A 26,024-nucleotide genomic window follows, 5' to 3' on the forward strand; every position below is an offset into this window, starting at 1 on the left:
TCTATTTTTTAATAAGTAGAACTACCCAATCCAATTCTCGTTCTTTTCGTACAGGAGGTACACCCAAAGATTGTTTACCAGAACCTGAGATAGATTTTATTTTACCCTTTTGAAGTTCACCTCCTTTTCGTGGGTTATACCAAGAAACATTAAATTCGGCATTTGTATTACCTACATCCAACATAGTCTCCCCTCCATTTTTTAGAAATACAACGTAAACTTCGCCTTCCTTAGCTAATACATAATCACCTTCGGTTGAAATAAGTGCATCTTTAGATTCCATTTCCCAAACAGGTATTTTATTTTCATTAAAAAAGTCAAGACAAATTTTTCCTTGATCCCAAAATAAATCTCGTGATCGATAATCTTGGCAACTCAAATCGGAGTGTGGATGTTTATAACCAAAATACCACTCCGTGCCCCACGCACCTGCCATCATTGCTCCCCAAAGTCCATTTTTACGAGCATCATTATGCTCTGGATCTTCTTTATCTGTTATTAGTGAATGTTGTGCATCACCAGGTTCATCTACCGCCACTGCCCAAACTTTTCCTGCCTCTTTTGCTTCATTTAAAACCTTTAAAGTTTGTGAATGCACGCGGCTGAAATCGGTTTTATTCGTTTGTAACGATGCTCCCGTAAATTTTGTTTTTGGCCCATAAATTGGTGTATACCAGTCACCATTATGTATAACTAGGTGGTGATTGTAAACATCAATTGATGAAATATATTCTGCTAAACGAATTCTTTCGGCCCCATCTAATGGAAAAGTAGGTGGAGTTTCAGTCCAGTCCCCTGTTTCTTCTGCAAGATTCCAATTCAGCGCCAAATGATGGCCAAAACGTGCGACTAATTCACGGAAATACAACTTTGTATACAAACCAGTACCTCCATTATCTAACAAACCTTGATTCTCAAATTCCAATGCTTTAAAATGAAGAAACATGCCCAGCTTATCAGCATGTTCAAACAGAATTTCCCACTGATCTAATTTAGAGGTGTCAAAACGATCATAAGTATCATAATCAACATAGGGGAAAACATTTTGATCATCGCCGGCAATATTCATTGTCAAGAATGAAAATGCGTTCATTCCTTTGGATGCTAAATAATTGATTGCACCAATAATCGCTTTTCCTTTACCGTCTCTCCAAGTCGGATCACCTTCTTTCCAATCTTGTAAATGCGCAGACCAACTTTTTACTAAATCATCTTTGTGACCGTCATTTTGAAAAGTACCATCAAATTTATCATAGGCCAGAAAATTCTCTGGAGCATCCGAACCACATTTTAAAAAATATTCTCCATTCGTAAACTGCAAATAACGTTTTCCAGTATACTGCAACATCCCTTTACTTCTAAAATCTCTACCGGTCTTATCAGTTTCGGTAATTACAAATTTGCCTTTTTTCCCATCCATAAATCCACCACTTTTAATTTTTTGAGATGTACGCACAGATGCCCATTTTCCTTTTTTAAATTCTACTTCAAAAGTCCACTCCCCGGTTTCGTGAGGTGCTATATGAACTTTCCATATATTCCCTGTATCTCCACCAGTATTTGCAGCATTTCCATCAGCGGCATAATAACCAGGTATCTCCCATTTTTCTTGTGTTTTAGTGTGTGTAAAAGTTACATTTAATCTGTAATTTAAAAATGGATTATCTTCAGCTTTTTCTGAAGTATCTGGGCCTTCAAATTTTAAGGTAACCTTATGCCATTGCTTTAATTCTCCTTCTATTTTTTGGGCAATTACAATTTTAAGTGAGAAAAAAAATACTAGTAAAAAAGTAAATTTAAGTCGGTTCATTTTTTAGTTGATTTTAGATTAAGAATTTACAACTTTTCTTTAAAATCCTTGCAAATTAATAAAGCATTAAAAGTCTATCTTTAAGATTTATATTCTATAAATCTCAGTTACCACGGAATTGATTCACCGTTTTCCGACAAAAAATTTCCAGTTTGTTCAATAGTTAGATTATCAATGATATCGGTAATTTTCGTAACAGCTTCAGAAATAGAATAAGTTGCTTCTTCTCCACCCATATCTGTTTTTACCCAACCTGGATTAATTAGAAAAACCCCAATATTTTTATTCTTTAATTTTTCTGCTAATCGTACTGTAATACTGTGCAATGCACATTTACTAGCAGCGTACGCATCTAATCCATTAATGGCATTTATATTCCGGATTAAAGATCCCATGCCTGAAGTAATTTGAATGATTTTAGAATTTTCATTCATAAAAGGAATAACCATTTGTGAAACTAATGCGGGACCAACAGTATTTACTTTAAAATGTTTTAAAAAAGTATAACTCGTCCAATTTCCAAAATCTTCATTTTGGGAAATCCCTGCATTATTAATTACAAGAGATAACTTTATTTTTTCAGCTTTCAACCATTTACCCATTTCTAGTATTGCTTGCTCTGAAGCAATATTCATTTCAATTATATGCAAAAAATCAACAAACTTGTTTTGAAGATCATTTAGTTCTTTATTCTTCTCAACATCTTTATATGTAGCAATAACTATATTTCCTTCATTGAGATAATGCCTAACATATTCTAAGCCCATACCCCTGTTAGCCCCAGTAACTAATACCGTAAGAGGTGTAAAGTTCTTATTCATAATTTAAATTATACCTGTCCGTTACCATATGCAATAATTATGATTCCAATTACCATACAGGCCAGTCCCATATATAAAAATTTACGTGCTTTAGGAGAAGCTCTAACCCATTCCGCAGTTGCAATACCACTTACAATAGCTGTAGCAACAGATGCTGTGTTAAAAATTGCATAGCCAACAGTATTACCAGCAGCTCCCAATTTTGATGCTGCAAAAGCAAAAAGTGCTGATGCCGCATAGTGGAATATTGCCATTATTAAAATTAACAAAAAGTTCTTTCCGAATGATGAAGTTTTAAAATCGCTCCATGCTTTTTTGGCATTTAATTGCCAAAGAAAATAAGCTGTCATAACTATTCCACCACTAATAAAAATTGGAAACATTACGGCAACTGCAGTAATCCAATCTGCATTGCCATGTTGTTTTACAACTTCACTTAAATAGGGTCTACCAACTGCATTGGCATAACTAAAACCAGTAGCCAACAACCCACCAATTACAGCAATTAAAATACCCGTAGTCATGGAGCCTTTTTCTGAATTAGTACTTTCCGCTGTATTTAATTTGGCTTCATCTTTTTCGCGAGTAAGTCCAGCTTTTCCATTCAATATCACACCTAAGAGTACAACTAGGATACCTACCAATACATAAGTTAAAACATTTGTTGGCGGAAGACCATCAACGATAAATGGTAATAAAGAACCCACTAAAATAATGGTCCCAATAAATATTGAAAAACCAAGAGAAAGTCCAATGTGGTTTATAGCCTTACTCCACATCATTACACCAATTCCCCATAGAAAACTGGAAAGTCCCATTTTCACCCAAATATCAGTAGGCATATCTCCGAATATTTCGCCAAAGCCCTGTATTAACAATACAGAAGCAATAAGTGGTACTACAAACATGGTTAGCAAAAAAAATAGACTCCAGGTATTTTCGTATTTAAAGCCTTTAGTGAATTTTTCAGGTAGTGCATAAAGCCCTAACATTAATCCGGCAAAAATTGCCCATAAAACTCCTTCAGTCATAATGTTATATTTAGTTGGTTGATTATATAAATACTTCTAGTGTAATTACCTTTATATCAAATACTACCATTCGAACTTAAAGATGGTAGTACTGTCATATGTTTCTCCCTTTTTAAGTATACTTTTTGGGGAATCGGGAATATTTGGTCCGTTTGGATACCGATGTGTTTCGCAACAAAATCCGCGATACTTTCCATACTTTTCTCCCGACTCTCTTTGCAATTCATCTGAAGTATATTTTCCTGTATAAAAAAGCATACCCGGTTCAGTTGTTGAAACTATTAGAGATCGTCCACTATTTGGTTCGTTTATTTCGGCTACTTTTTCAAGCTTAAAACCTTTATTCTTAAAAAGATAATAGTGTTCAAAACCATCGTCCATTGCACGATGTACATTTCCAATAGTTTTTACTTCTCTTAAATCATCAACTTGGTTTTCTATTGAGGCATTCTTACCAGTAGCAGCACCAGTTGCATCCCATAGTTGTTTTTTATCCGATAAAACTTGAACGCTATGGCTTTCAATATTCTCTTTAAAACCGGAGAGGTTAAAATAACTATGATTGGTTATAGTAAAAGGTGTATCGGCATCTGTAATAGCGTGATAATCTATTCTAATTTCATTGTCATTAGTTAACAAAAAACTAACTTGAACCGTTACATTGCCCGGAAATCCTTCTTCAAAGGCTTTACTTTCCAATTCCATTTCAAGTTTTGCTATATCACTTGACAATGATTTCACCTTCCATATTTTCTTATCAAAACCAATCTTACCTCCGTGCAAATTATTATCCCCTACTATTTTCGCTAACTCAAATTCTTCTCCATTTAAAGTAAACTTAGCATCCTTTATTTGAGAACAATAACGTCCAACGGTTCCTCCAAAATATGGAGCATTAGCATTATAAGCGTCAGAAAAATAACTTTGAAAAGCATCAAACCCACAAACGACCTCTTCTACAACTCCATTCTTTTGAGGCACGGTTACAGATGTTATTGTAGCCCCATAATTTGATATTTTCACTGTAATTCCGTTATCATTTTGTAGCGTATACAATTTAACTGCATTACCTTCTAATTCTCCAAAATCTGATTCAACGGTTGTCATAATTTCTATTCTTGTTTATAAGGACTCAATTTTTTCCAATCGAATTCTACACCAACACCAGGTGTATCTGGAGCCACAGCACGATGGTTTTCAACTACCAAAGGTCTTGTAGTATATTGGTCTATTGGAAAACTATGCACCTCTAACCATCCTGAATTCGGTTGAGCAGCTACTAAACTTACATGCAACTCTTGCATCCCATGGGAACATGCAGGAATGTTATATTCATTTGCTAGTCGAGCAGCTTTTAACCAACCTGTAATTCCTCCACAGTTAGAGGCATCAGGTTGTACAAATGAAAGTTTTGCTTGTTCCATAGCATATTCAAATTCATGAATCGTATGCAAATTTTCACCCATAGCTAAGGGAAAGTCAGTAACTTCTGAAATTTCCGCAAAGCCTTTATAATTATCCGGAATAATCGGCTCTTCGAACCAAGTGATATCGTATTGTCTAAACTTTTCAATAGCTTCAATAGCTTTATCAACAGTCATAGAATAATTGGCATCTACCATGAAGGTAACATCCGGACCAATAAATTCTCTTACGGCTTTTATGCGTTCAATATCTTCATCTAAATTTTCTCGACCAATCTTTATTTTTACCGCGTTAAATCCTGCTGCTAAATAACCTTCCATATTTTTCAACAACTTCGGAATTGGAAATTGCAAATCAATTCCTCCGCAATAGGCTTTACATGAATTACCAGCACCACCTGCCATTTTCCAAAGTGGTTGCTCCGCCTTTTTACACTTAATATCCCATAGCGCAATATCTATTGTCGAAACAGCAAATGAAACTATTCCTCCACGACCTACATAATGCATATGCCATTCCATAAAGTCATAAATCGCATCAATATCACTTCCATCTTTACCTAACAAAGCAGGTGCAATATCATAATCAACCATTGCCTTTATAGCATGTCCTCCTTTTCCTCCGGTATAGGTATAACCCGTTCCTTGAGTACCATCATCTAAAACAATAGTTGTCGTAATCAACTCAAAATGAGTATGATCACCATGTTTAGCATCATTCATTACTTCAGGTAATGGCACTCTGAACAGACTGCAGTCAATGGTCTTTATTCGTGTATTCATTTATGCTTTATGTCTAATGTAAAAAGTCTTCTTTTCCATATACTGTTCAAAACCGTATTTACCATCTTCTCCACCACTACCCGATAGTTTATAACCATTATGAAAACCTTGATGTTGTTCTCCATGACCACGATTTACATAAATCTCACCATATTCCAATTCATCATTACATTTCATAATAGTGTTCATATCATTCGTAAAAACCATTGCGGCCAAACCATATTCACAATCATTGGCATAACCAATAACCTCATCAAAAGTTTTGAATTTTAATACTGGTAGAATTGGTCCAAACGATTCTTCATGAACAATAGTCATGTCTTGCGTAACATTTGTTAGGACTGTTGGCTCAAACCAAAATCCTTTTTCAAATTGCTCGCCTTTAGGACGATTACCACCCGCAGCAATTGTAGCGCCTTCCTTTACAGAAACTGCTACTAAGTGCTCCATATGTTTTAGTTCAGAACCGTTCACTTTTGGTCCCATATCGGTTTCTTCTAACATGGGGTCACCTACCTTTATTTGGGCAACTTTTACTAGGAATTTTTCCATGAATGTATCATAAATTCCCTCATGAACATACATACGTTCATTACAGGTACATACTTGTCCACAGTTATCAAAACGAGAATGCAAGGCTGCCTCCACAGCCGCATCAATATCTGCATCTTCAAAAACAATAAAAGGTGCTTTTCCTCCCAATTCCAACTGAACATGCGTTAAATTTTGTGCTGCATTTCGAGCTATCTGTTGCCCTACTGGTGTAGAGCCAGTCATGGTGACCATTTTACAAATCGGACTTTCTACTAAAGCATTACCCATAGCTCTTCCCGGGCCAGTTAAAATATTTATAACTCCAGCCGGGATGCCTACTTTTTGAGCTAAATTTCCTAGTTCTAATGTTGCCAATGGAGTTTCTGATGTCGGCTTAATAACGATAGTATTACCAGCAACCAGTGCTGGTCCAAGTTTACGGCCAGCTAGTGCAAAAGGAAAGTTCCATGCAGTTATAGCCACAACCACTCCTCGCGGTACTTTTTGAATCCAAATTTGTTCATTGGGATTATCTGAGGGAATTATATCCCCTTCAATTCTTCTTGCTCCTTCACAAGCATATCGTATAAATGAAGCACCAACTGCTACTTCAAAACGTGCTACCTTTAAAAGTTTACCCTGTTCTCTTACTAAAAGCTGTGCTAACTGTTCGTTATTGGCATCAATTTCATCAGCTAACTTATACAATAAATCTGCACGTGATCTTGCCGGTAATTTTTTCCATTCCTTCTGTGCTTTATCAGCTGCTTCTAAGGTTTGTATAGCCTCTTCGGCCGTTCCATTTTGAACTCTAGCCACAATTTCTTCTGTAGAAGGACTAACAATATCAATAGTTTCTCCTGAAGTAGATTTCACCCATTCTCCATTGATAAATAATTTATACTCTTTTATTTCAGCCATAATGTTCTAATTATGAAGTTGATTCTTTTTTAATATTAACAATCGTCAAAACTTGAAGTTTTTATAAGAAGAAATTATCTTCCCATCCATCCACCATCAACAAGCATTGTTCCACCGTTCATGTACCCTGAAGCTTCAGAACAAAGGAAAACTATAGGTCCTTTAAAATCCTCAGGTTGTCCCCAGCGACCTGCTGGAATACGAGCCAAAATTGATTCTGAACGTTCAGGATTGTTACGTAGTGCTTCAGTATTATCTGTACTAATATAACCTGGAGCAATAGCATTTACATTTACCCCTTTTCCTGCCCACTCATTTGCAAAAGCCATGGTCATCTGACCTATTGCCCCTTTACTTGCCGCATAACCAGGTACTGTTATGCCACCTTGAAAAGTTAAAAGTGACGCGGTAAAAACAATTTTACCTTCTCCTCTAGCCACCATTTCTTTTCCGATTTCACGAGTCAAAACAAATTGAGCAGTTTGATTTACTTCAATAACCTTGTCCCAATATTCATCGGAATGTTCTACAGCAGGCGCACGTAAAATTGTACCAGCGTTATTCACAAGGATATCTATTTTAGGAAAATCATCTTTTACTTTTTTTATAAACTCATAAAGCGATTCACGATTACTAAAGTCACAGGTATACGCTTTGAATTTTCGTCCTAATCCTTCAACTTCTTGTTCAACCATACTACCGTATTCTTCCAAAGTTGCGCTAACTCCAATAATATCTGCACCAGCTTCAGCTAAACCAATAGCCATGGCTTTACCAATTCCACGTTTACAGCCTGTTACTAAAGCTGTTTTTCCTTTAAGACTAAAATTATTTAATATGCTCATTACTACTTTTATTTACTAGTTTGATATTCTTATTATTCTGCTTTTTGTACATAGGTTTTAAATCCCGTAATATAATTCCAACCCTCTTTCGCATCAAAGCAAATTCCCCATTCCAATGCTGCTAATGGACTTTTATCTGAATCTATCGAGCGAACGATACCTGCCGCATGCGGAGGCTTAGTTCTTCCACCGATATGAGATTTAATCTCAAAATTGATTCCATCTGGTGACCATTGGATCGTATTGTTCTCCGGTCCATCAGAGGTCAACATAGCAGCCATTCCGCCTTGATAAGGCCATACACAAATTTCATGTCCGCTATTTGAAATAGGATTGTAAGCAGATTTATGGTATGGACCTTCAATTTTATCTGCTATTGCTACGCCCCATTTAATTTCTCTACCACCCAAATAATGTTCTTCGCCCATTCGCTCACCTTTATAGTAGAGGTAGAATTTATTATTATAAAACATCAAGCATGGGTCATGTACTTTTTGACTATCAAAATCACCTTTTTCAGAAACTTTAAATCTGCTGTCTTCTTCGCCAAGCCATTTTCCATTATCAGCAGGGGATAAAATTGGAGCCTCCAACTTTTCCCAAGGTCCAAGGGGCGAATCTGCTATTGCCATTCCCACTTGATTCTTCACACGATTAACATACGGCGCTTTTACTGTTTGGTAAACGAGGTAATATTTTCCTTCATGCGCTAAAACTTCGGGAGTAAAAACTGAGCGATCATCATAAGCACCTTTTAAACCTCGTCCGACAGCTAAGCCCTCATCTTTCCATATTAAGCCATCTTTAGAACTAGCGCACCATACTTCTGATTTATCCCACGGAAAAACTTTCTTTTCAGGGTCACCGGTATGAAATCCGTACGATTTTCCATCACTCTTTGAATAATACACATAGTAGGTATTATCTACCTCGATTATCGCACTAGGGTCACGTCGATAAACCCCTGGTTCAAATTCGAACACACCTTTCAAATCATATTGTTTAAAATATGTCCACCATTCTGGTCCAGCATCATATCCCATTTCAATGGCACGTTTAGATGCTGCACTAAGACTATCCTTATTCGTTATGCCCATCTTTTTTACGAGCTCTTCTGAAACTTCAGCATCCTTTTCCAAATCCATTGTTTTTTCTTTGGATGTTGTGTTACACGAGATTGTAAGGCAAAAAATAACAGCTAGTAGCAGAGGTGTTTTTTTCATTTTCAGTTTTCCTTATGATTGGCAATCCATTAAAACTTTCATGCCATCAGGATTATTGTCGATATTTTCGAACACTTGCTGAATATTACTCAATGGTTGAACATCGGTTATCATATCTTCAAAAGGAAGTTCGTTTTTCGTGATAAGGTCGATAGCTCTTTCGTAATCTTCTTTTTCATAAACGCGAGCACCAATTAATTTAAGCTCTTTCCAAAAGAATTTAAAAAGGTCGATTTCCTTTTTCTGTCCATGAATGGCAACCATTAAAATTCTTCCACGAATTCCTGCAACTTCAGTCATTACATCTAAAGCAGGTTGTACACCCGCAACTTCAAAAACAACATCAGCACGTCGCCCTTCAGTTTGCTCTTTTACATATTCTACCAAATCAATTTTCATGGGGTTTACTGCATTCAGCCCTAATTCTTTGGCTTTTGCAATTCGATTTTCATTCACTTCTGAAACGATAACATTAGCACCAGTTTCTTTAGCAACCATGGCTACTAAAAGTCCGATTGGTCCACCGCCTAAAACAACTGCAGTTTCATCAGCCTTCAATTCGCTCAAGCGAACATCGTGTACCGCAACTGAAAGCGGCTCAATAAGTGCAGCTAATTTTAAATCAGTTTCGGCTTTTAATTTATGTAAAGTAAATGCGGGTACATTCCAATATTGTTGCATAGAACCCGGACTGTCTATTCCGATGAATTTCAAATCTTCACAAATATGATTAAATCCCTTATCAGATGCTTTTACGCCACGATCATCTAATGGTCGTACCACTACTTTTTCGCCAACTTCGAAATCTGAAACATCATCTGCGACAGCATCAATAGTACCCGACATTTCATGTCCAATTGTAACCGGAATGCTAACACGTTTATCCATCATACCATGATAAATATGAACGTCAGTACCACAAACCCCTGAATACGCGACTTTAATCCTAACTTCACCAGCTTGCGGATTTACAATTTTCTTATCTATAACTGAGAAGGTCTTATTGCCTTCGTAAACTGTTGCTTTCATTATTTTTAATTATGATTTTTACTTTGTTTCCCCTTTTGCAACATGCGTTGTTTTCCGTTCTGAAGAAAAACGCATGATACTTTGATAATCACCATTATTATACACATGAGTTAAACCCCATCTTAAAATTTCTGTAGGTTCTTTTTCATTGTCTGCAGTTCTATTCAATCCTATAGCATGTGCATTTACACCAGGAATTACTGACATTATTTCAAAGTTAATTCCATCTGGTGCCCATTGAATTGTATTTTTTTCAGGACCATCAGTAGTAATCAAAGAAGCGATACCGCCAGAATACGGCCAAACACAAATTTCATGACCACTATTACTTATTGGGTTGTAAGGTGATTTCACATACGGACCTTCAGGTTTGTCAGCAATCGCAACTCCATGACGAATTTGTCTTCCACCAAAAGTAATAGCTTCACCCATTTGTTCCCCTTTATAATATAGGTAGAATTTACCTTTATATGGAAGGATGCATGGGTCATGAACTTTATGGCTATCGAAATCGCCTTTTTTCTCAACCAAAAATCTATTTTGAGTATCACCTTTCCAAATACCATTATCAGCAGGAACCAATATTGGTTCTTTGCTTTTTGTCCACGGACCATTAGGAGAATCGGACCACGCTAAACCAACTGTATTTTTTACACGTACATTATACGGCGATTTTACAGCTTGATAACTTAAGTAATATTTGTCTTCCCATTTCATTATTTCCACTGTAAAAACAGAACGATCGTCATAAGCGCCTTTATCTCCACGTGACACAGCCATTCCTTCTTCTTTCCATGTCCAACCATCTACTGAAGTGGCATACCAAATATCACATCGATCCCATGGGAAAACTTTTTCTGTTTCTATGTCGCCCCCAAAACCTTGAGTAGGTCCTGTGCTCTTTGTGTACCAAACGTAATACTTTCCATCCTCTTTAATTATTGCGCTAGGATCACGCCGTACAACACCTTCTTCATAAGCCAAATCACCTTTTAAAGGCTTTAAAGGTCCGAATTGAATGAACCATTCGTTTCCTAAATCAGTAGGCCATTTTAATGCTCTTTTTGATGCGGCACTTATGTAATCGGGATTTGTTATACCCAAATAATCAATTTGATCCGCTGTAGGTATAATAGTTTCTTCTTTCATTTCTTTTGTTATTTTCTTTTCAAAGGTATTTTCGCACCCGACAAAAAGCACGGTCATAGTGAATATAAAAATTAACTTTAAATTACTCATAAATATGGCTTTAGCGATTATATATATCTATAAAAATAGGCTTGCTCGACAATCCTTCTGCCGAAGCTGATATTTTAACTTTTGAATTATTTCTTGTTGCCTGTACAATTAGTAAACAACGACCTTGATCTGTAAAAATACTATCCGCTTGATAGTCTTGCACATTACTAGGCGATCCAGTATCCACTCCTAAAACCTTTACTTCTCCATCGACATCAAATTTAATCTCAGTATTCTCTGTCTTTACTACATTACCTTTCTCATCAACTAATTGTGCAATAATATGTGCAACGTCATAGCCATCAGCATTAAGCTCCGACCTATCGGTGGTTAGTTGAATAAATTTAGGTTCTGCCGCAGTTTTCAAAGTCGTTTTTATCGTCTTTCCATTTTTTGATCCAACAGCTAATAAGGTTCCTGATTCAAAAGAAACTCCCCATTTATAAATATTATCTTTAAAGTTGGACAATTTCTTTTTTCCTAAAGATTTTTGGTTCAAAAACAATTCTATTTCTTCACAATTTGAATAAATCTCAACTATTGTTTTTTCTTGTGCATCATAATTCCAATGTTCATTAACCTTATGCCAAGACCATAGCGCTTTTTCCCATGCTCCTTCATTTCTTTCTATTGGATTCCCGAACACATTCAATTTGTATATAGATTTCGCTTCAGTTTGAGTTACAATTGCTGCATAAGGTTCATCAGTCCAAAGTGATTTAAACATATGATATGAAGGTTTTTCGAAAGCCGCCAAATCTAACAATCCACTATTAGTTCCTTTTTTAGGCCAAGAATCATGTGATTCTCCAAGATAATCAATCCCAGTCCATAGATAAGTGCCAGCAATAAATGGCCTTTCCATCACTGCCTTCCACTCATGAAATTGCACAAGGTTTTCAGTACCCATAATTGGTATTTCTGGGTAGTTTTTACGCCCATAATCATACATTACGCGACGATAACTATAGCCAATCATATCAATAGCATCTGCAAAACCAGATTCATGACTTGAACTGGGCAGAATGCTATTTGCTATAATGTATCGGGTGGTGTCAACTTCACTGGTCCAGTTGGCTAATTTCAAAGCAGTTTCGCCAATATCATATTTTCCTTTTGGTAAAGTTTTAAGTTGTTCTTTTATTTGGTGAGGAGCATTCGGTGGTTGTGACCAAAAATAATTACCACTCCAATTCATATTATTAAAAAAACCAGTTGCATCTCCATTTCGTGGATATGTCCATTCAATTTCATTGCCAATACTCCATTGTATTATAGACGGATGATTTCGATGTGCAATCACGGTATTTTTCAAATCTATTTCAGCCCATTCTTGAAAATGTTCGGTATACCCTCTAGTTATGTAATCAACACTTTGTTCATTCATATTTAGGCGCTTATCCTTTGGATTGTCCCATTCGTCAAAAAATTCATCTTGTACTAGAAACCCCATCTCATCACATAAATTAAGAAATTCCTGAGAAGCAGGATTATGAGAGACTCGAATAGCATTACAACCGGCTTCCTTCAGTTTTTCTAATCTTCTACGCCAAACACCTTTAGGAACAGCAGCACCAACTAAGCCAGCATCATGATGTAGACAAACTCCTTTTATCTTTCGATTTTTTCCATTCAAATAAAAGCCAGTATCTGGTTCAAAATTGATACTTCTTACACCAAATTTTGTTTCAACCTGATCTACGATTTTACCATTTAATTCAATTATGGTTTTAGCAGTATATAAATATGGGTTTTCAATATCCCATAATATTGGTGAATCTAATTCTACTAATTGTTTTATTACTTCTTTTGATTTAGGCGCTACAATCTCTTCTGAATTTATAGAAGTTAAACTAACACCATTCGCATCAACTATATTAGTGGTAATAGTGGCATTTTGACCTTTTTTAAAATCATTTTTCAAGGTGATTTCTAAAGCTACTTGTGTTATTTTGGCACTAACAACAGGAGTGGTAATATATATACCCCATATTGGAATGTGTAATTTATTTTTAACCACTAAGTCAACATTCCTATAAATACCAGAACCAGTATACCATCTGCTATCTGCGTATCTCGTTCTATCAACTTCTACACTCAATACATTCTTTGTGTCAGCTAAAACTGCCTCTGATATATCTAAAAAAAAGGGAGCATAACCATAGGGGTGCGATTCTAAATGTTGTTCATTTAAAAATATCTTTGAATTATTATAAATTCCATCAAATACTAAATAGGCGGTTTGATTTTCATCTAAACCTAAGGAAAATTCCTTTTCATAGTATCCTATTCCACCTGGCAAATATGCTGTACAACCTTCTAACTCTTTATCAGCTGAATATTCAATACTCCAATCATGCGGTAAATTAACGTTTCGCCATTCTGAAAAAGTAGGTTGATTCGTATCTACTTGGGATTTTAATTGAAAACGCCAATCAAAATTAAAATCAACTATATCAACAATTTCTAATTGTTCTGGTTTCTCAGCGCAATTATAAACACAAAACAATAGCAGTATATAGTATAAATTCTTCAACATTATTATTTTGATTAATACTTTAATCAAAGAGTTTTAAAAATATATAAGTTAAATTCTAGACTTCAAAAACTGAATTCCCCACTAACTTTATAGGTCAATCCAACTTACTATTTCCGAAATTTTGACTTTACAAGACCAATTTTATAATATTAATTCAATCGGACTCATTATTAATTACTTAAACACGAACTTCCTTTATATAATTCTATTCAAATTTTAAGAATAACTAATTAGCGCTATCCCAAAGTTCATTATTCTTATTTCTGAAAGAATATTATTATAGAATTCATGAAAACCACTAAAAAATTACGAATTGTTTTCAAGCACGTAAATATGCAGATTTTAAGCTTTCAATAGTTAATTACACACTCGACAAAAACTGAACAACACTATAAATACATAAAAATAAAACTGAACAATTTGTATTTTAGTCATGAACAAGTTCATCATTACCATAATAGAATACATGTTACCTATAGTACCTACATTATAATTAAAAACAGAACACCATGTTATTTTTAAATTTGGAGAAGAATATAAATTTGAAGAAGTCACATCATATATTAAAGGTGCGCCATCAAGCCTTTTTATACTTATTATTCATTTTAAGCCTTAGTTCTCTTTTTAGCCAAGAAAATAGTGACTTTATAAAAGCTGAAAAGCTAAGATACCATCAAAGAGACAGTGCTATTCACCATTATAAAAAGGGTATTATATACTATAGAAAGACAAAAGACACTACAAACATTATGAAAAGCCTATTACAGCTTTCCTCTCTTTATGCACATAATGTTGATTATGGGAACGCATATGATGGTTATTGGAAAGCACTTTTTCTTGCAGAAGCTTCAAAGGATGATTTTTTTAAATCACAAATTTATCAAGAACTAGGTTGGTTATATTCTTTTTATAGTAGAACTGATGAAGCCATAAAGTACTTTACACTTTCCTTAGAGATAAAAAAACACTTATATGAAACTAATCAAATTTCGGATGGATATGTTATCAGTGACTATTTTTCCATGGTAAATCTTTTCAGAGTAAATGGAGATATCGAGAAATCTCGAGTTTATTTAGATAGCTGCAAAATATTACAGAAGAAACGTGGAAATAGTAAAAACGCATATTTAAAAGCCGAAGAAGGTTTTTTACATGCAGTAGATAAGAATTATGATTTGGCTTTCAAAAAATTATTTGATTCTAGAGAATTTTTCACAACTGAGAATCCACCTTATTTAGTAATCATCAATTATCTAATTGGCGCTTCATATACTTTGAAAGGGGAAATAACAAAAAGTATTGGTTTTTATAAAAATTCGTTGGCTCGTTCGAAAGAATACAGGAGCCATTCAGATTATCAACTATTAGCTCAAGAAGCTCTTTCTAAAGCTTACTTTAAATTAGGAGATTTCAAAAACGCCTATAAACATTCAAATGAAGCCTTCGACTTAAATGAAAAAATATTTGGAAGGAAAAGTAAAAATAACGAGCATCTATTCGAAATTAAAGATCAGTTTAGAGTACAAAAAGAAAAAGAAACAAAACTAATTCGTGAACAGCGTATCGTAAATTTAGAAAATGAGAAAAAAGTCTTAAATCTTAGGTTTGCGCTTATGATAATAGGTATTGCTTCTGTATTAATTTCAGCTTATTTGTTGATAAGAAACGTACGACGCAAACATAAAAGAGAAAAGTTAGCAATTGCCGAAAAAAGAAAAATAGAACGTCAGAAAGCTAATGAAATATTAGAGCTTAAAAATAAAGAATTAACCTCCTCAGCTTTGCAATTAATTGAAAAAGATCAATTTATTGAAAAACTTAAAACAAGTATTTCTGGGAATAATACCGTTGATGTAAAAACCATTCATAGAATGCTTAGGACAATTCAAGGTACACCAGGTAGTAATTGGAAACAGTTTGAAGCTCGATTTACTACCATCAACCAAAGTTTTTATAAAAAAATTAAAGAAAACTATGGAAATTTAGGACAAACCGATTTAAAAATTTGCGCCCTAATAAAGCTGAATTTTTCAAGTAAAGAAATGTCTTCGCTTTTAGGTATATCCATTGAAAGTGTGCACACCTCAAGACATCGATTAAGAAAGAAACTAAAACTAGAAAGATCACAAAATTTAACAGAATTTATTGCGTCATTGTAAATTAATTTGCCGTGTCAAAATCATCTTTTAAATAAATCATTAAACTCTATTATCACATTAATTAGACTATTTTTAAGCTAAACTCACTAGCTTAAAAACGAGTTCCCACTACTTTCGGCTTATTCAATAATTGAACATTTATTTTCTACATTCTTTTTTCAATGTCAAGTTCTATTTCATTCCATTTTTATGTTTTCGCCTATTTTAAGGGGTTTATTTGCCTTAAAAAACGATGTTGTTAAGTTTTAATCAAGTTAATTTAACCACTACATCATTACATAAAACTTAATTTTATCCTGTAAAAATTTTAGAAAAGTCAAAATGATAGCTCATATATTATCAGTTTGATAATTTTTCAAAAAGACGAACAACTTTAACTAATAACTCAAATTAACTTTATGGAAAAATCAAAAAAAATTAAGGGAAAGAAGTTCCCCCTATTAATTGTCATACTCTTATTAGGGGTGATTAGGTTATCTGCCCAGAGTACAACTTCTGGTGAAGTAAAAGATAATCTAGGAATACCACTACCAGGTGTAACTGTTTTTGTTGATGGCACCACCAACGGAGTTATTACAGATATAGATGGTTTTTACGAAATAAAAACTAATGAAGGCGATGTATTAACGTTTTCATATCTAGGTTTTAAAACGGCAAATTTTACAGTGGACTCGACAACGACCACTATTAACGTAGTTCTAGAAGAAGATACTGAACAACTTGAAGAAGTTATTGTAGTAGGTTATGGCACTCAAAGGAAAAAAGAAGTTACCGGTGCAGTAGCCAAAGTGGATGGTTCTGAAATTATAAAAACTGCCGTTTCAGACTTAGGAGCAGCAATCCAGGGCAAAGTAGCTGGTGTAAATATTCAGGCTGCAAGTGGTCGACCTGGTGAAGCAGCAAATGTACAAATTAGAGGACTTGGTTCAATAAGCACAGGTGCTTTAGGTCCTTTGTATGTTGTTGATGGAATACCTTACGAAGGAAACCCAAACATCGCACCTGAACAAATAGAAACTATAGATATTCTTAAAGATGGTGCTGCTGCATCAGTTTATGGAACTAGAGCATCTAATGGCGTAATTCTTATTACTACTAAAAAAGGTAGTGTGGGAAGTTTGAAAATAGATATTTCAACCTACACAGGTATTCAAAATATAACCTCTGGTACACCTTTAATGAATACAAATGAACAATTGTATAACTTAGAGGTTACTACAGAGCAATTAGGTAATGAACCACTAACATTCTTTTTTGAGCCCAATGCATTAGATTATGATTCCGATTTTGTTAGTGAAGTACAAAATGACAATGCTATAATTCAAAGTGCCAACCTAAATATTTCTGGTGGTGTAGAGAATTTAACCCTAAACTTTGCAACCAATTATTTTAAACAAGAGGGTGTTTTAATTAATTCTGGATTCAATAGGTTATCCAGTAGGTTAACCGGTCAATTTAGTAAAGGAAAGTTTAAAGCATTTGCCACAGTTGGTTATACAATTGAAAACCGCGAACAAGAACCATGGGCTTTATATGAGTATGGTATCGCTCAAGCACCTTGGAGTAGACCACTAGGAGATATCCCTGCCGTTGGAGACAATGGTGTAACACTTGATGTAGGAAATGAAATTCAATATAGTTATTTATCTAGTCAATTAAATAATATTGATGAAAGAGAAACAAAATCTAATAACATAGCTCTTAATCTAGAATATGAAATTTTAGACGGATTAAAGTATAAAATAAACTTAGGCCGAAATGAATACAATTACTTTAGAAAATTTTTTAGACCTCAATATTTAGCATATTCTCGAACTGGTGAATATAATGCAACGGCATCCAACCCTCAAGCATTATTAAACGAAGATTATGTTTTCTCTAATAGAGAATCTATAGAGAATATAATTAATTATTCAACCAATTTTGGAAAGCACAATATTAATTTACTAGGAGTACTTTCCTATGAAAAATTTAAACAAAGAAACCTAGGCTTAGGCGTAATTTATAGTGAAGAAGCTAGTAATGATATACAAACATTAGGTGCCGGAAGTGAAGCTATAAAACCTACCACTTACAATCAAACAACTACGTTAAGCGGTAAACTTGGTAGAGTTCAATATAATTATGACGAAAGATATCTTCTCTCCGCTAGCTATAGAAGAGACGGTTCTTCTAAATTTTCCAATGATAATAGATATGGTAATTTTTATGGATTTTCTGCAGGATGGAATGTATCTGAAGAAAACTGGTTTAATATAGACATAATAAATTCTCTAAAAATTAGAGGAAGTTGGGCTGAAGTCGGTAACCAAGCAATAGCTCCATATTCTTTCACTCCTATTATAGAATCAGGTATTAATTATCCATTTGGACCAAATGAAGAACTAAATTACGGAGCAATCCAAAGACGATATGTAGATCCAAACATTAAATGGGAAACTACAATTTCTAAGAACATAGGTATAGATTTAGGCTTATTTAATAACAAAGTAAACATCGTCGCCGATCTTTATCAAAATGATAAAAATGATATGTTATTACAAGAACGTCTTCCTGCTTCTTCAGGTACGTATCATACTGGTGCATTGGGTATTTACGATGTTAAGGTTGTAAATGCGGGAAATATGGTTAATAAAGGAATTGAGTTAGCCATAAATTACAATGATAATATTGGCGAAGATTTTAATTTTAGTCTTGCCGGAACTTTTACTAAGAACACTAATGAGATAACAGATTTAAATGGTATTGAAAGAGGTTATGCCAATGGTAGACCAATTGTTTCTCGTGGTGATAATATTGAGTATACTACTTTTTTAGCTAAAGGATATGAAGCAGGAGCATTTTTTCTATATCAACATGATGGGGTTATAAAATCACAAGAAGAATTAGATGCAAATAACCAATTAGATATTAGCTCATTAAGCACTCCACAGTTAGGAGACATGCGCTATAAGGATGCTAATAACGATGGTAAAATTGACGATAATGACCGAGTTTATTCTGGTTCTGGACAAGCGGAATTTGAAGCAGGGTTAAGTTTAAATATGGATTATAAAGGCTTTGATTTTAATGTGCAAAGTTTCTACTCACATGGTGCGGAAATTTACAATGGAGCCAAACTTTATGCTTATACCGGCGGTAGACATACTGATCTTTTAAGTATGTGGAGCCCCCAAAACCCAACTTCTAATATTCCTACTTTCAGGCAAAATGCTTATCATAGTAATATACGAGCCGGATCGGACTATTTCTTGGAAGACGGTTCTTACCTAAGAATTAGAGCATTAACACTGGGATATACAATTCCTGGAATTGAATCCTCTGGTATAGAAAAGGCAAGAATTTATCTTAGCTCAACTAACCCATTAACCTTTACAAAATATGATGGCTACGATCCAGAAGTCGGTGGAGACGGAATATTTACCAGAGGGGTTGATAGAGGAAATTATCCTGTTACTCGACAATTTTTATTGGGTGTTCAATTAAGCTTTTAATATCAAAAAAACAAAATGATGAAATTTATATATAATAAAACTTCAATACTAGTTTATATTTCAGCTCTAGTTTTTTTCAGCTGTAATGAAGATACCTTTTTAGAAGAATTAAATCCAAATGCAACTACAACAGCAACCTTTTGGGAAACAGAAAAACAATTTAATAGCGCTTTAGCTACCGTTTACGGTGCGCTACAATTTCAAAGCATAAGCGGAGAGAAACTTGAATACGAATTTGTTTTAGGAGATATAGCGGGTACAGAAAGTTGGTATAGACCACTTGCCTTTAGAAATTTAACCTTTAATGATGGCATTTACCATATTACGGATAAATGGAATGAACTGTATGTTGGTATTTTTAGAGCTAACCAAGTAATTCAATACATACAAGAGGCAGATACAAGCATATTTTCAGATGATTCTAAAGCAGAAATTGAGGCTCAAGCCCGATTTTTAAGAGCATTTTTCTACTTTCAATTAGCACACAGCTATGGCGGGGGGATAATACATAATGGTATTGCAGATACTAAAGAAGAATTATCAAAACCTTTTTCATCAATAGCCGAAATAAATTCTCAAATAATAATTCCAGATTTATTATTTGCAAAGAGCAATTTACCACAAACTTGGGATGATAAAAATCTTGGAAGAGCAACATGGGGTGCCGCTACTTCTCTTTTAGGTAAAGTTTATTTATATGATAAGGATTACCCTACAGCTAGGGATTTATTTAAAGAAGTTATTGATTCTAAAGTTTATAGTCTCACCACAGATATTAGTGATAATTTTTGGCATGAGAACGAATTTAATTCAGAATCAATTTTTGAAGTAAACTATTCTTTTACCCTTGCAGCAGGGGTAAATGGTGAAAATGTGGATGATACTCCAAATAGTACTGGAGCAGAATCAACTGGTCTTTCACAAGCAGTAGGACAATTAAATTATGGAGCATTTAATACGGTTATACCTTCATATAATCTTCATGAAATGTTAGTAAATGATGAAGTAGACCCAAGTAATCCTATAAACAATGGTAATGTAGAATCTAGAAGAATGAATTCTTCTATAGCCGTTCGAAATATGGAAGGCCTATATTATGGGTTTGAAGCAGCAGATGTTCGTGGTTTTGGCTTTGGTCAAAGTGCTTATGTTAAGAAACACTCTAATTGGTATCATTTAGAAGCAGAACCTGCGAACAAAAGATCTGGAATTAACTTTAGACATATTCGTTATGCTGATATATTATTAATGTATGCAGAAACTTTATTAGAAGCAGATGGGAACTTTACCACAGCAATGGAATATATAGACATGGTTCGCTCACGAGCAGGTGTTATAACATTAGAACAATATGTAGCAAATAATGGCGGTATGTTTCCTCAATTACATGTGAGTAAACAAGTACATGGTACGCAACCAATGGTATCACCAAGTAAAGAAACTGTGCTAACCCATTTGCAAAGAGTAGAGCGTGCAGTTGAACTTTGTTTTGAAGGTCATCGATGGAAAGATCTGGTTCGTTGGGGTATTGTTCAAGAAGTATTCGACGAATTAAGAGCAGACGAAATATGGAGAGAATCTAATAAAGAAACCATATTAAAAGTTAATGATGGTGGTGTGGCTCCATTATTTATTGTTGAAAGAATACGACCCGATTTTGTGTTAGCTGCTGAAAATTATAGTGCGGCACTTGATTATTTCCCGATTCCAAGTCAAGAATTGCAAACAAATGAGAACATTTCAAACTAAATAAAAGACATATGAAAAATATAAAAATTCTAAAATTCGTCTTCTTTCTGACTATCATTTTTACCGCGTGTTCAGATGATGAAAGTGTAACGCTAATTGAACCTAATCATAGGGCGATTGTAACTTCCGAAATGGATTTTCAAAACAAAATAAATCCAGGTGACCATATAGATTTTGGTGATATTTCAAGAGGGGTAGTTTCTCGAACGTGGACTTTTCCTGAAGGGTCAACATTAGCTAGTGAAACAGGAAATACCTCTAATAAAGATATAGTAAAAGGCTTTTTCAATAAGGTAGGCGAACATAATGTAACGCTACATCAGGTATTTAAAGGTAATGCATACCCAAATGATGACAGTACCAGCCCGGCAGGAAAAGAGTTAGATACTACTATTGTTGTAACAGTTTTAGATGAAGTAAACATCACTTCTCTTAAGGCTTTTTCAGTAAACAATGATGGCTCTACGGGTAAGGAATTAACTAAAACGACCAACGAGGTTCTGGCAGGTTCTTCTGTTCGTTATGTAGTAACAACTACTGGTGATCCAGACAACTATATCTGGAACTTAGAGGGTGGTTCTGCAGTAACTGAAGACACTTTTGTTGATGAATTTGATTTCAAATATAAAAAGGTTGGCACCTACGATTTTGCATTTGAAGCAAATCGAAGTAGACCAGAAGGCGGCGAGGAATTGTCAATTCCTAATTTCATTAAGGTAATTCCATCTACTGAGCCCGTTGTTCTTGAAGCAGTAAATGAAAATGAAGGAAAAATAGAATTAGTCTTTAGTAGAGATATGGATCCAGATTCTTTTGACAATTCTACCTTTGAAGTGAATTTAACAAATGGTGAAAATAGTATCCCTACTGAGATAGTATCAGCAACTCTAAAGGTTGAAGAGGAAAACATTATTATACTAGATTTAAATGAAACAGTTTACGCCAATGATGTTGCCAGTGTTTCTTATGCTCAAGGGGAATTAAGAACTTCTGATTTAGTTATTGCTACAGCTTTTACGGACCAAATTGCAGCGTATCATGATTCTAAAAATATTTTAGAAGACACAAGCTTCGATTATAGTTTTGAAAACAGATTGGAAACTAGTTGGCCTTACCAATGGTGGGGAGGAATCTATGGAGAATATGATTTGGCAATAAATTCCGAAAGACCTCTTCCAGATGAAGGAGGAAACAAATCTGCCTACATAGAATTTAGACCCCAAGGTGGAATGATTGTTGGGCATGAAGATGGAACAGGCCCAGCTTTGGTGTCATTGAAACAAGATCAAGGTTATGAGGTTGGTTTTTGGGTATATGTAACCGAGCCATTTGTAAGCACTCCATATCCATTAACTTCAGATGTTTTCTTATCTGATATTAGAATGTTTCCAACGGATTTTACATTTGAAGTTATTCCAGTAACATTTGATGAAGAATTTCCAATTGGAGAATGGGTTTATAGATCTGGTTTCTTTACAGCTCCTGCGACAACGGATATAGGAATGTTAATTAGAGGTTATAGCGAAGGTACCGATCAAACCTTAAAATTCTATTTAGATAATATTTCATTTAAAGAAGTAGAATTAAGACCATAACAATATTTAGAATGTTTTGTTGAGTTAGTTTGAAATAGGGTGACCTTTGGATTAATCTAAACGTCACCCTTATCATTTTTAATAACCTTTTTTAGCATTGCTTCTTTTTGAAAACCAGAATTAAAAAGTAACTATGAAAAGCTTTAATTTATTATTTATTTTATACTCACTATTAATTATAAACTGTTCGAATAACGAGAATATCACCTTTGAACAAGAAACTAATACTTCTATTACACCAAAAAAAAATGATGACAATGAAACTGAACAAGAAGTAACTTGGAAAACTATACCTGTACCTGCTAACGCAGGAGCGAATATGCATTGGGAATTTCAAGAGCTCTCTGATAATTTTGAGTACGAAGCACTTGCCGAATCTAAAGGAGATACTTTTTTATTAAAATGGGATGATTTTTATCATAACCCATGGACTGGCCCCGGACGAACTGAATGGCAAAGAAATCATTCGAAAGTTTCAAATGGAAACTTGCAGCTAACATCTTCTCGAAAAGCAGGTACTAACAGAATAAATATGGGATGTATTACCTCAAAAAATACACTTATCTATCCAGTTTATATAGAAGCTAAAGCAAAAATAATGAATTCAACACTTGCCTCTGATGTTTGGCTACTTAGTCCTGATGACACCCAAGAAATTGATATTGTTGAGGCATACGGCGCTGAATTTTCCGAAAGTGCAAATAGAAATCATATCTGGTTTGCTGAACGTATACATCTAAGTCACCATGTATTTATTCGCGACCCATTTAGTGATTATCAACCTAAAGACGATGGTTCATGGTATCATAACGGTACAATTTGGAATAAAGATTTCCATAGGTTTGGAGTCTACTGGAAAGACCCTTGGCATTTGGAATACTATATTGATGGTATATTGGTGCGTACAGTTTCTGGCAAAGACGTTATAGACCCACTTTATTATACAAATTCAATTAATCCAGGAAATACATTAGAAGATACTCGAACGGGCCTTAATAAAGAGATGGATATTATTATTAACACAGAAGATCAAACCTGGCGTTCAAGTCCAGAATCAGGAGAGCAGCAAGATACCTATACCCCTACAGATACTGAATTAACAAATACAGATAATCACACTTTTAAAATAGATTGGATACGAATTTTTAAGCCCGTTAGTAATAACTAAGTTTGTTAAATATTAGCAATAAAATCCTCAAGATTAACGCTTCTATCCAATCCCATTTTTTTTCGTAATCTATATCGTGTAGTATGAACAGATTCCACTGAAATTCCAAGAAGCCTAGCCATCTCCTTACTAGAGAAATTAAGTTTAATTAATGCACATATTTTTTGATCAGCTTGACTCAGTTTTGGATATTTAGTAGTTACTTGATTATAAAAATCTTCATTCACTTGCGTAAATCGCAATTTAAATTCGTCCCAATTATTTTGGTTACTATGTGATATAGATTTTAATACTCTATTTATTTCAGCAGTTTGAATGTTACCGTTTTCACCTTTTAGCTTGCTTTTAATATCTTTAAGAAATTCATCTTTTTCTACGAGTTGAAGTGCAGAGGCAGCCAGTTCTTTATTTTTAAGTTCCAAAAGTTCTTTGGATTTTTGAATTTCCAATTCTTTGTTTCGTCTTATAAGTGCTTTTTCAATTTTATGCTTCGCACGAATATGCGACACATAAACAAATGCAATAATTAAAGTAAAAACCAATGCCCCGAGTAAAATAATTCGTTGTAGGAACGAAATTTTATCTTCTTGTTCCAATTGTTCTACACGTTGCTTTTGAATTAACTTTTCTTGTCTTTCCTTTTCTAATCTAAACTCATCTTTAATTTCTAATAAAGGTCTATTCACAGCACTCCTACTATCAAAAAACCGGGCATCCAATTCTTTTGCTCTCGTTTGGCTGGCAAAAGCCTGTTCATAATTGCCTTTGGCTACATATAAATTAGTCAATCTCTCATGAACCAAAATAGAAAAATCTAAATGGCTATTATATTTAGCCGATGTTTCTATTGCTTTCTGATAATAAAATTCACTTTGTTTTAAATTATTTTCATTTTGATAAATGTCACCCCAATACGTATATACCAAGACTAAATAAGAAGGTCGATTTTCCAAAAACCAAGGCTCTATCTCATTCATTATTTGAAGCGCCTCATTAAATTTTTTCTCTTTAGATAAAATGAAAGATTTTTCAAACTTCAAATACGGTTTAAATATTATTTTATTCGAATCTTCATAATTTAAAAAACAACTATCTAAATATTTCTTTGCCAGTTTGGGTTTATCAAGTTCTCTATAAGTAGCGCAGAACAAATAATAGTTCTGTACTAAAACAGATTTATCAACCTCCTTTTTTGATATTAATTCTTTATTTATTTTCAGCGCTGTATTTAAATACTCAAGAGATTTTTCCTCCTTTTTATAAAAACTGTAAAGCCTACCTAAACGCGTATAAATAGCTGCTTTAATTGCTTGATCATCTATATCATCTGCCAAAAAAAGTGCGAGCCATAGCCCGTCATACGTTTTGGCATAATCTACTTTTTGTCCATATTGATAGGGCATTTCTAATAGCGTCTTAATCGCTTTTAAAGTATCACCTTCCTTTAAAAAGTTTTTGTGTGCACGCTCCAATAAAGTGATTGATTGATTGGGTTGTTGAAACCTAAGCTCTAAACCTTTTTCAAATAACGCTTCCGAGTTTAGGTTCTCGTAATTATTGGGAGAATCTTGTGCTACAACATTATCAACTGAGCAAATAATGCAGAAGAATAAAAGTATTGTAGTTAATTTTTTAAGTGTATAGCTCATTAAGTATTGCC

Annotated in this window: 17 protein-coding genes; 5 read left to right on the forward strand and 12 right to left on the reverse strand. The window is 34.3% G+C overall.

Annotated elements, in window-relative coordinates:
* Position 1: 1 nt before the first annotated feature.
* From UH7x_RS01060 to UH7x_RS01110, 11 genes are all read right to left on the reverse strand, one after another.
* Complete coding sequence (locus UH7x_RS01060; protein WP_482361873.1) at positions 2 to 1,810, reverse strand: DUF5060 domain-containing protein; 1,809 nt, start codon at positions 1,808 to 1,810, stop codon at positions 2 to 4.
* A 107-nt stretch (positions 1,811 to 1,917) separates the two neighbouring features.
* Positions 1,918 to 2,631: an SDR family oxidoreductase gene (locus UH7x_RS01065; RefSeq protein WP_482361874.1), complete on the reverse strand. Its 714-nt coding sequence runs from the start codon at positions 2,629 to 2,631 to the stop codon at positions 1,918 to 1,920.
* A gap of 8 nt (positions 2,632 to 2,639) precedes the next feature.
* Complete coding sequence (locus UH7x_RS01070) at positions 2,640 to 3,662, reverse strand: L-rhamnose/proton symporter RhaT (RefSeq protein ID WP_482361875.1); 1,023 nt, start codon at positions 3,660 to 3,662, stop codon at positions 2,640 to 2,642.
* A 63-nt stretch (positions 3,663 to 3,725) separates the two neighbouring features.
* The gene (locus UH7x_RS01075; RefSeq protein ID WP_482361876.1) at positions 3,726 to 4,769 is read right to left on the reverse strand and encodes an aldose epimerase family protein; all 1,044 of its coding nucleotides are present in this window, start codon (positions 4,767 to 4,769) and stop codon (positions 3,726 to 3,728) included.
* A gap of 5 nt (positions 4,770 to 4,774) precedes the next feature.
* On the reverse strand, positions 4,775 to 5,869 hold the full coding sequence (locus tag UH7x_RS01080) for a mandelate racemase/muconate lactonizing enzyme family protein (RefSeq protein ID WP_482361877.1): 1,095 nt from the start codon (positions 5,867 to 5,869) through the stop codon (positions 4,775 to 4,777).
* Positions 5,870 to 7,324 carry an aldehyde dehydrogenase gene (gene aldA, locus UH7x_RS01085; protein ID WP_482361878.1) on the reverse strand — a complete coding sequence of 485 codons (1,455 nt, stop codon included), beginning with the start codon at positions 7,322 to 7,324 and terminating at the stop codon, positions 5,870 to 5,872.
* 74 nt (positions 7,325 to 7,398) lie between these two features.
* Entirely contained in the window at positions 7,399 to 8,163 is a 765-nt protein-coding gene (locus tag UH7x_RS01090) for an SDR family NAD(P)-dependent oxidoreductase (protein WP_482363563.1), read from the reverse strand.
* Positions 8,164 to 8,201: 38 nt separating this feature from the next.
* Complete coding sequence (locus UH7x_RS01095; RefSeq protein WP_482361879.1) at positions 8,202 to 9,314, reverse strand: glycoside hydrolase family 117 protein; 1,113 nt, start codon at positions 9,312 to 9,314, stop codon at positions 8,202 to 8,204.
* Between the two features lie 90 nt (positions 9,315 to 9,404).
* Positions 9,405 to 10,421, reverse strand: a complete 1,017-nt coding sequence (locus tag UH7x_RS01100) for a zinc-dependent alcohol dehydrogenase (protein WP_482361880.1) — start codon at positions 10,419 to 10,421, stop codon at positions 9,405 to 9,407.
* Positions 10,422 to 10,439: 18 nt separating this feature from the next.
* Positions 10,440 to 11,570, reverse strand: coding sequence for a glycoside hydrolase family 117 protein (locus UH7x_RS01105; RefSeq protein ID WP_482363564.1), 1,131 nt, complete (start codon positions 11,568 to 11,570; stop codon positions 10,440 to 10,442).
* A gap of 100 nt (positions 11,571 to 11,670) precedes the next feature.
* Positions 11,671 to 14,199 carry a glycoside hydrolase family 2 TIM barrel-domain containing protein gene (locus tag UH7x_RS01110; protein WP_482361881.1) on the reverse strand — a complete coding sequence of 843 codons (2,529 nt, stop codon included), beginning with the start codon at positions 14,197 to 14,199 and terminating at the stop codon, positions 11,671 to 11,673.
* Positions 14,200 to 14,948: 749 nt separating this feature from the next.
* On the opposite strand from UH7x_RS01110, the gene UH7x_RS01115 reads away from it, so the two are divergent.
* The 5 genes from UH7x_RS01115 (at position 14,949) to UH7x_RS01135 (ending at position 24,364) form a co-directional block, all read left to right on the forward strand.
* The gene (locus tag UH7x_RS01115) at positions 14,949 to 16,358 is read left to right on the forward strand and encodes a tetratricopeptide repeat protein (protein ID WP_482361882.1); all 1,410 of its coding nucleotides are present in this window, start codon (positions 14,949 to 14,951) and stop codon (positions 16,356 to 16,358) included.
* A 398-nt stretch (positions 16,359 to 16,756) separates the two neighbouring features.
* The gene (locus UH7x_RS01120; RefSeq protein WP_482361883.1) at positions 16,757 to 19,852 is read left to right on the forward strand and encodes a SusC/RagA family TonB-linked outer membrane protein; all 3,096 of its coding nucleotides are present in this window, start codon (positions 16,757 to 16,759) and stop codon (positions 19,850 to 19,852) included.
* A 15-nt stretch (positions 19,853 to 19,867) separates the two neighbouring features.
* Positions 19,868 to 21,601: a RagB/SusD family nutrient uptake outer membrane protein gene (locus UH7x_RS01125; protein WP_482361884.1), complete on the forward strand. Its 1,734-nt coding sequence runs from the start codon at positions 19,868 to 19,870 to the stop codon at positions 21,599 to 21,601.
* An 11-nt stretch (positions 21,602 to 21,612) separates the two neighbouring features.
* Positions 21,613 to 23,196, forward strand: a complete 1,584-nt coding sequence (locus UH7x_RS01130) for a hypothetical protein (protein ID WP_482361885.1) — start codon at positions 21,613 to 21,615, stop codon at positions 23,194 to 23,196.
* Positions 23,197 to 23,329: 133 nt separating this feature from the next.
* On the forward strand, positions 23,330 to 24,364 hold the full coding sequence (locus UH7x_RS01135) for a beta-agarase (RefSeq protein WP_482361886.1): 1,035 nt from the start codon (positions 23,330 to 23,332) through the stop codon (positions 24,362 to 24,364).
* Between the two features lie 5 nt (positions 24,365 to 24,369).
* Here the strand turns inward: UH7x_RS01135 and UH7x_RS01140 are convergent, their stop codons facing one another.
* A complete protein-coding gene (locus tag UH7x_RS01140; protein ID WP_482361887.1) occupies positions 24,370 to 26,013 on the reverse strand; it encodes a hypothetical protein in 1,644 nt (547 codons plus the stop codon).
* Between the last annotated feature and the right edge of the window lie 11 nt (positions 26,014 to 26,024).

The sequence above is a fragment of the Aurantibacter sp. UH7 genome, from assembly GCF_056839165.1.

What these genes read in the sequence shown, in the direction of transcription:
- UH7x_RS01140 (WP_482361887.1), bottom strand. Translation starts at nt 26,013, where the DNA reads ATGAGCTATACACTTAAAAAATTAACTACAATACTTTTATTCTTCTGC.
- UH7x_RS01070 (WP_482361875.1), bottom strand. Translation starts at nt 3,662, where the DNA reads ATGACTGAAGGAGTTTTATGGGCAATTTTTGCCGGATTAATGTTAGGG.
- UH7x_RS01130 (WP_482361885.1), top strand. Translation starts at nt 21,613, where the DNA reads ATGAAAAATATAAAAATTCTAAAATTCGTCTTCTTTCTGACTATCATT.
- UH7x_RS01065 (WP_482361874.1), bottom strand. Translation starts at nt 2,631, where the DNA reads ATGAATAAGAACTTTACACCTCTTACGGTATTAGTTACTGGGGCTAAC.
- UH7x_RS01095 (WP_482361879.1), bottom strand. Translation starts at nt 9,314, where the DNA reads ATGGATTTGGAAAAGGATGCTGAAGTTTCAGAAGAGCTCGTAAAAAAG.
- UH7x_RS01105 (WP_482363564.1), bottom strand. Translation starts at nt 11,570, where the DNA reads ATGAAAGAAGAAACTATTATACCTACAGCGGATCAAATTGATTATTTG.
- UH7x_RS01080 (WP_482361877.1), bottom strand. Translation starts at nt 5,869, where the DNA reads ATGAATACACGAATAAAGACCATTGACTGCAGTCTGTTCAGAGTGCCA.
- UH7x_RS01110 (WP_482361881.1), bottom strand. Translation starts at nt 14,199, where the DNA reads ATGTTGAAGAATTTATACTATATACTGCTATTGTTTTGTGTTTATAAT.
- UH7x_RS01120 (WP_482361883.1), top strand. Translation starts at nt 16,757, where the DNA reads ATGGAAAAATCAAAAAAAATTAAGGGAAAGAAGTTCCCCCTATTAATT.
- aldA (WP_482361878.1), bottom strand. Translation starts at nt 7,324, where the DNA reads ATGGCTGAAATAAAAGAGTATAAATTATTTATCAATGGAGAATGGGTG.
- UH7x_RS01060 (WP_482361873.1), bottom strand. Translation starts at nt 1,810, where the DNA reads ATGAACCGACTTAAATTTACTTTTTTACTAGTATTTTTTTTCTCACTT.
- UH7x_RS01075 (WP_482361876.1), bottom strand. Translation starts at nt 4,769, where the DNA reads ATGACAACCGTTGAATCAGATTTTGGAGAATTAGAAGGTAATGCAGTT.
- UH7x_RS01100 (WP_482361880.1), bottom strand. Translation starts at nt 10,421, where the DNA reads ATGAAAGCAACAGTTTACGAAGGCAATAAGACCTTCTCAGTTATAGAT.
- UH7x_RS01125 (WP_482361884.1), top strand. Translation starts at nt 19,868, where the DNA reads ATGATGAAATTTATATATAATAAAACTTCAATACTAGTTTATATTTCA.
- UH7x_RS01135 (WP_482361886.1), top strand. Translation starts at nt 23,330, where the DNA reads ATGAAAAGCTTTAATTTATTATTTATTTTATACTCACTATTAATTATA.
- UH7x_RS01115 (WP_482361882.1), top strand. Translation starts at nt 14,949, where the DNA reads ATGAAAAGCCTATTACAGCTTTCCTCTCTTTATGCACATAATGTTGAT.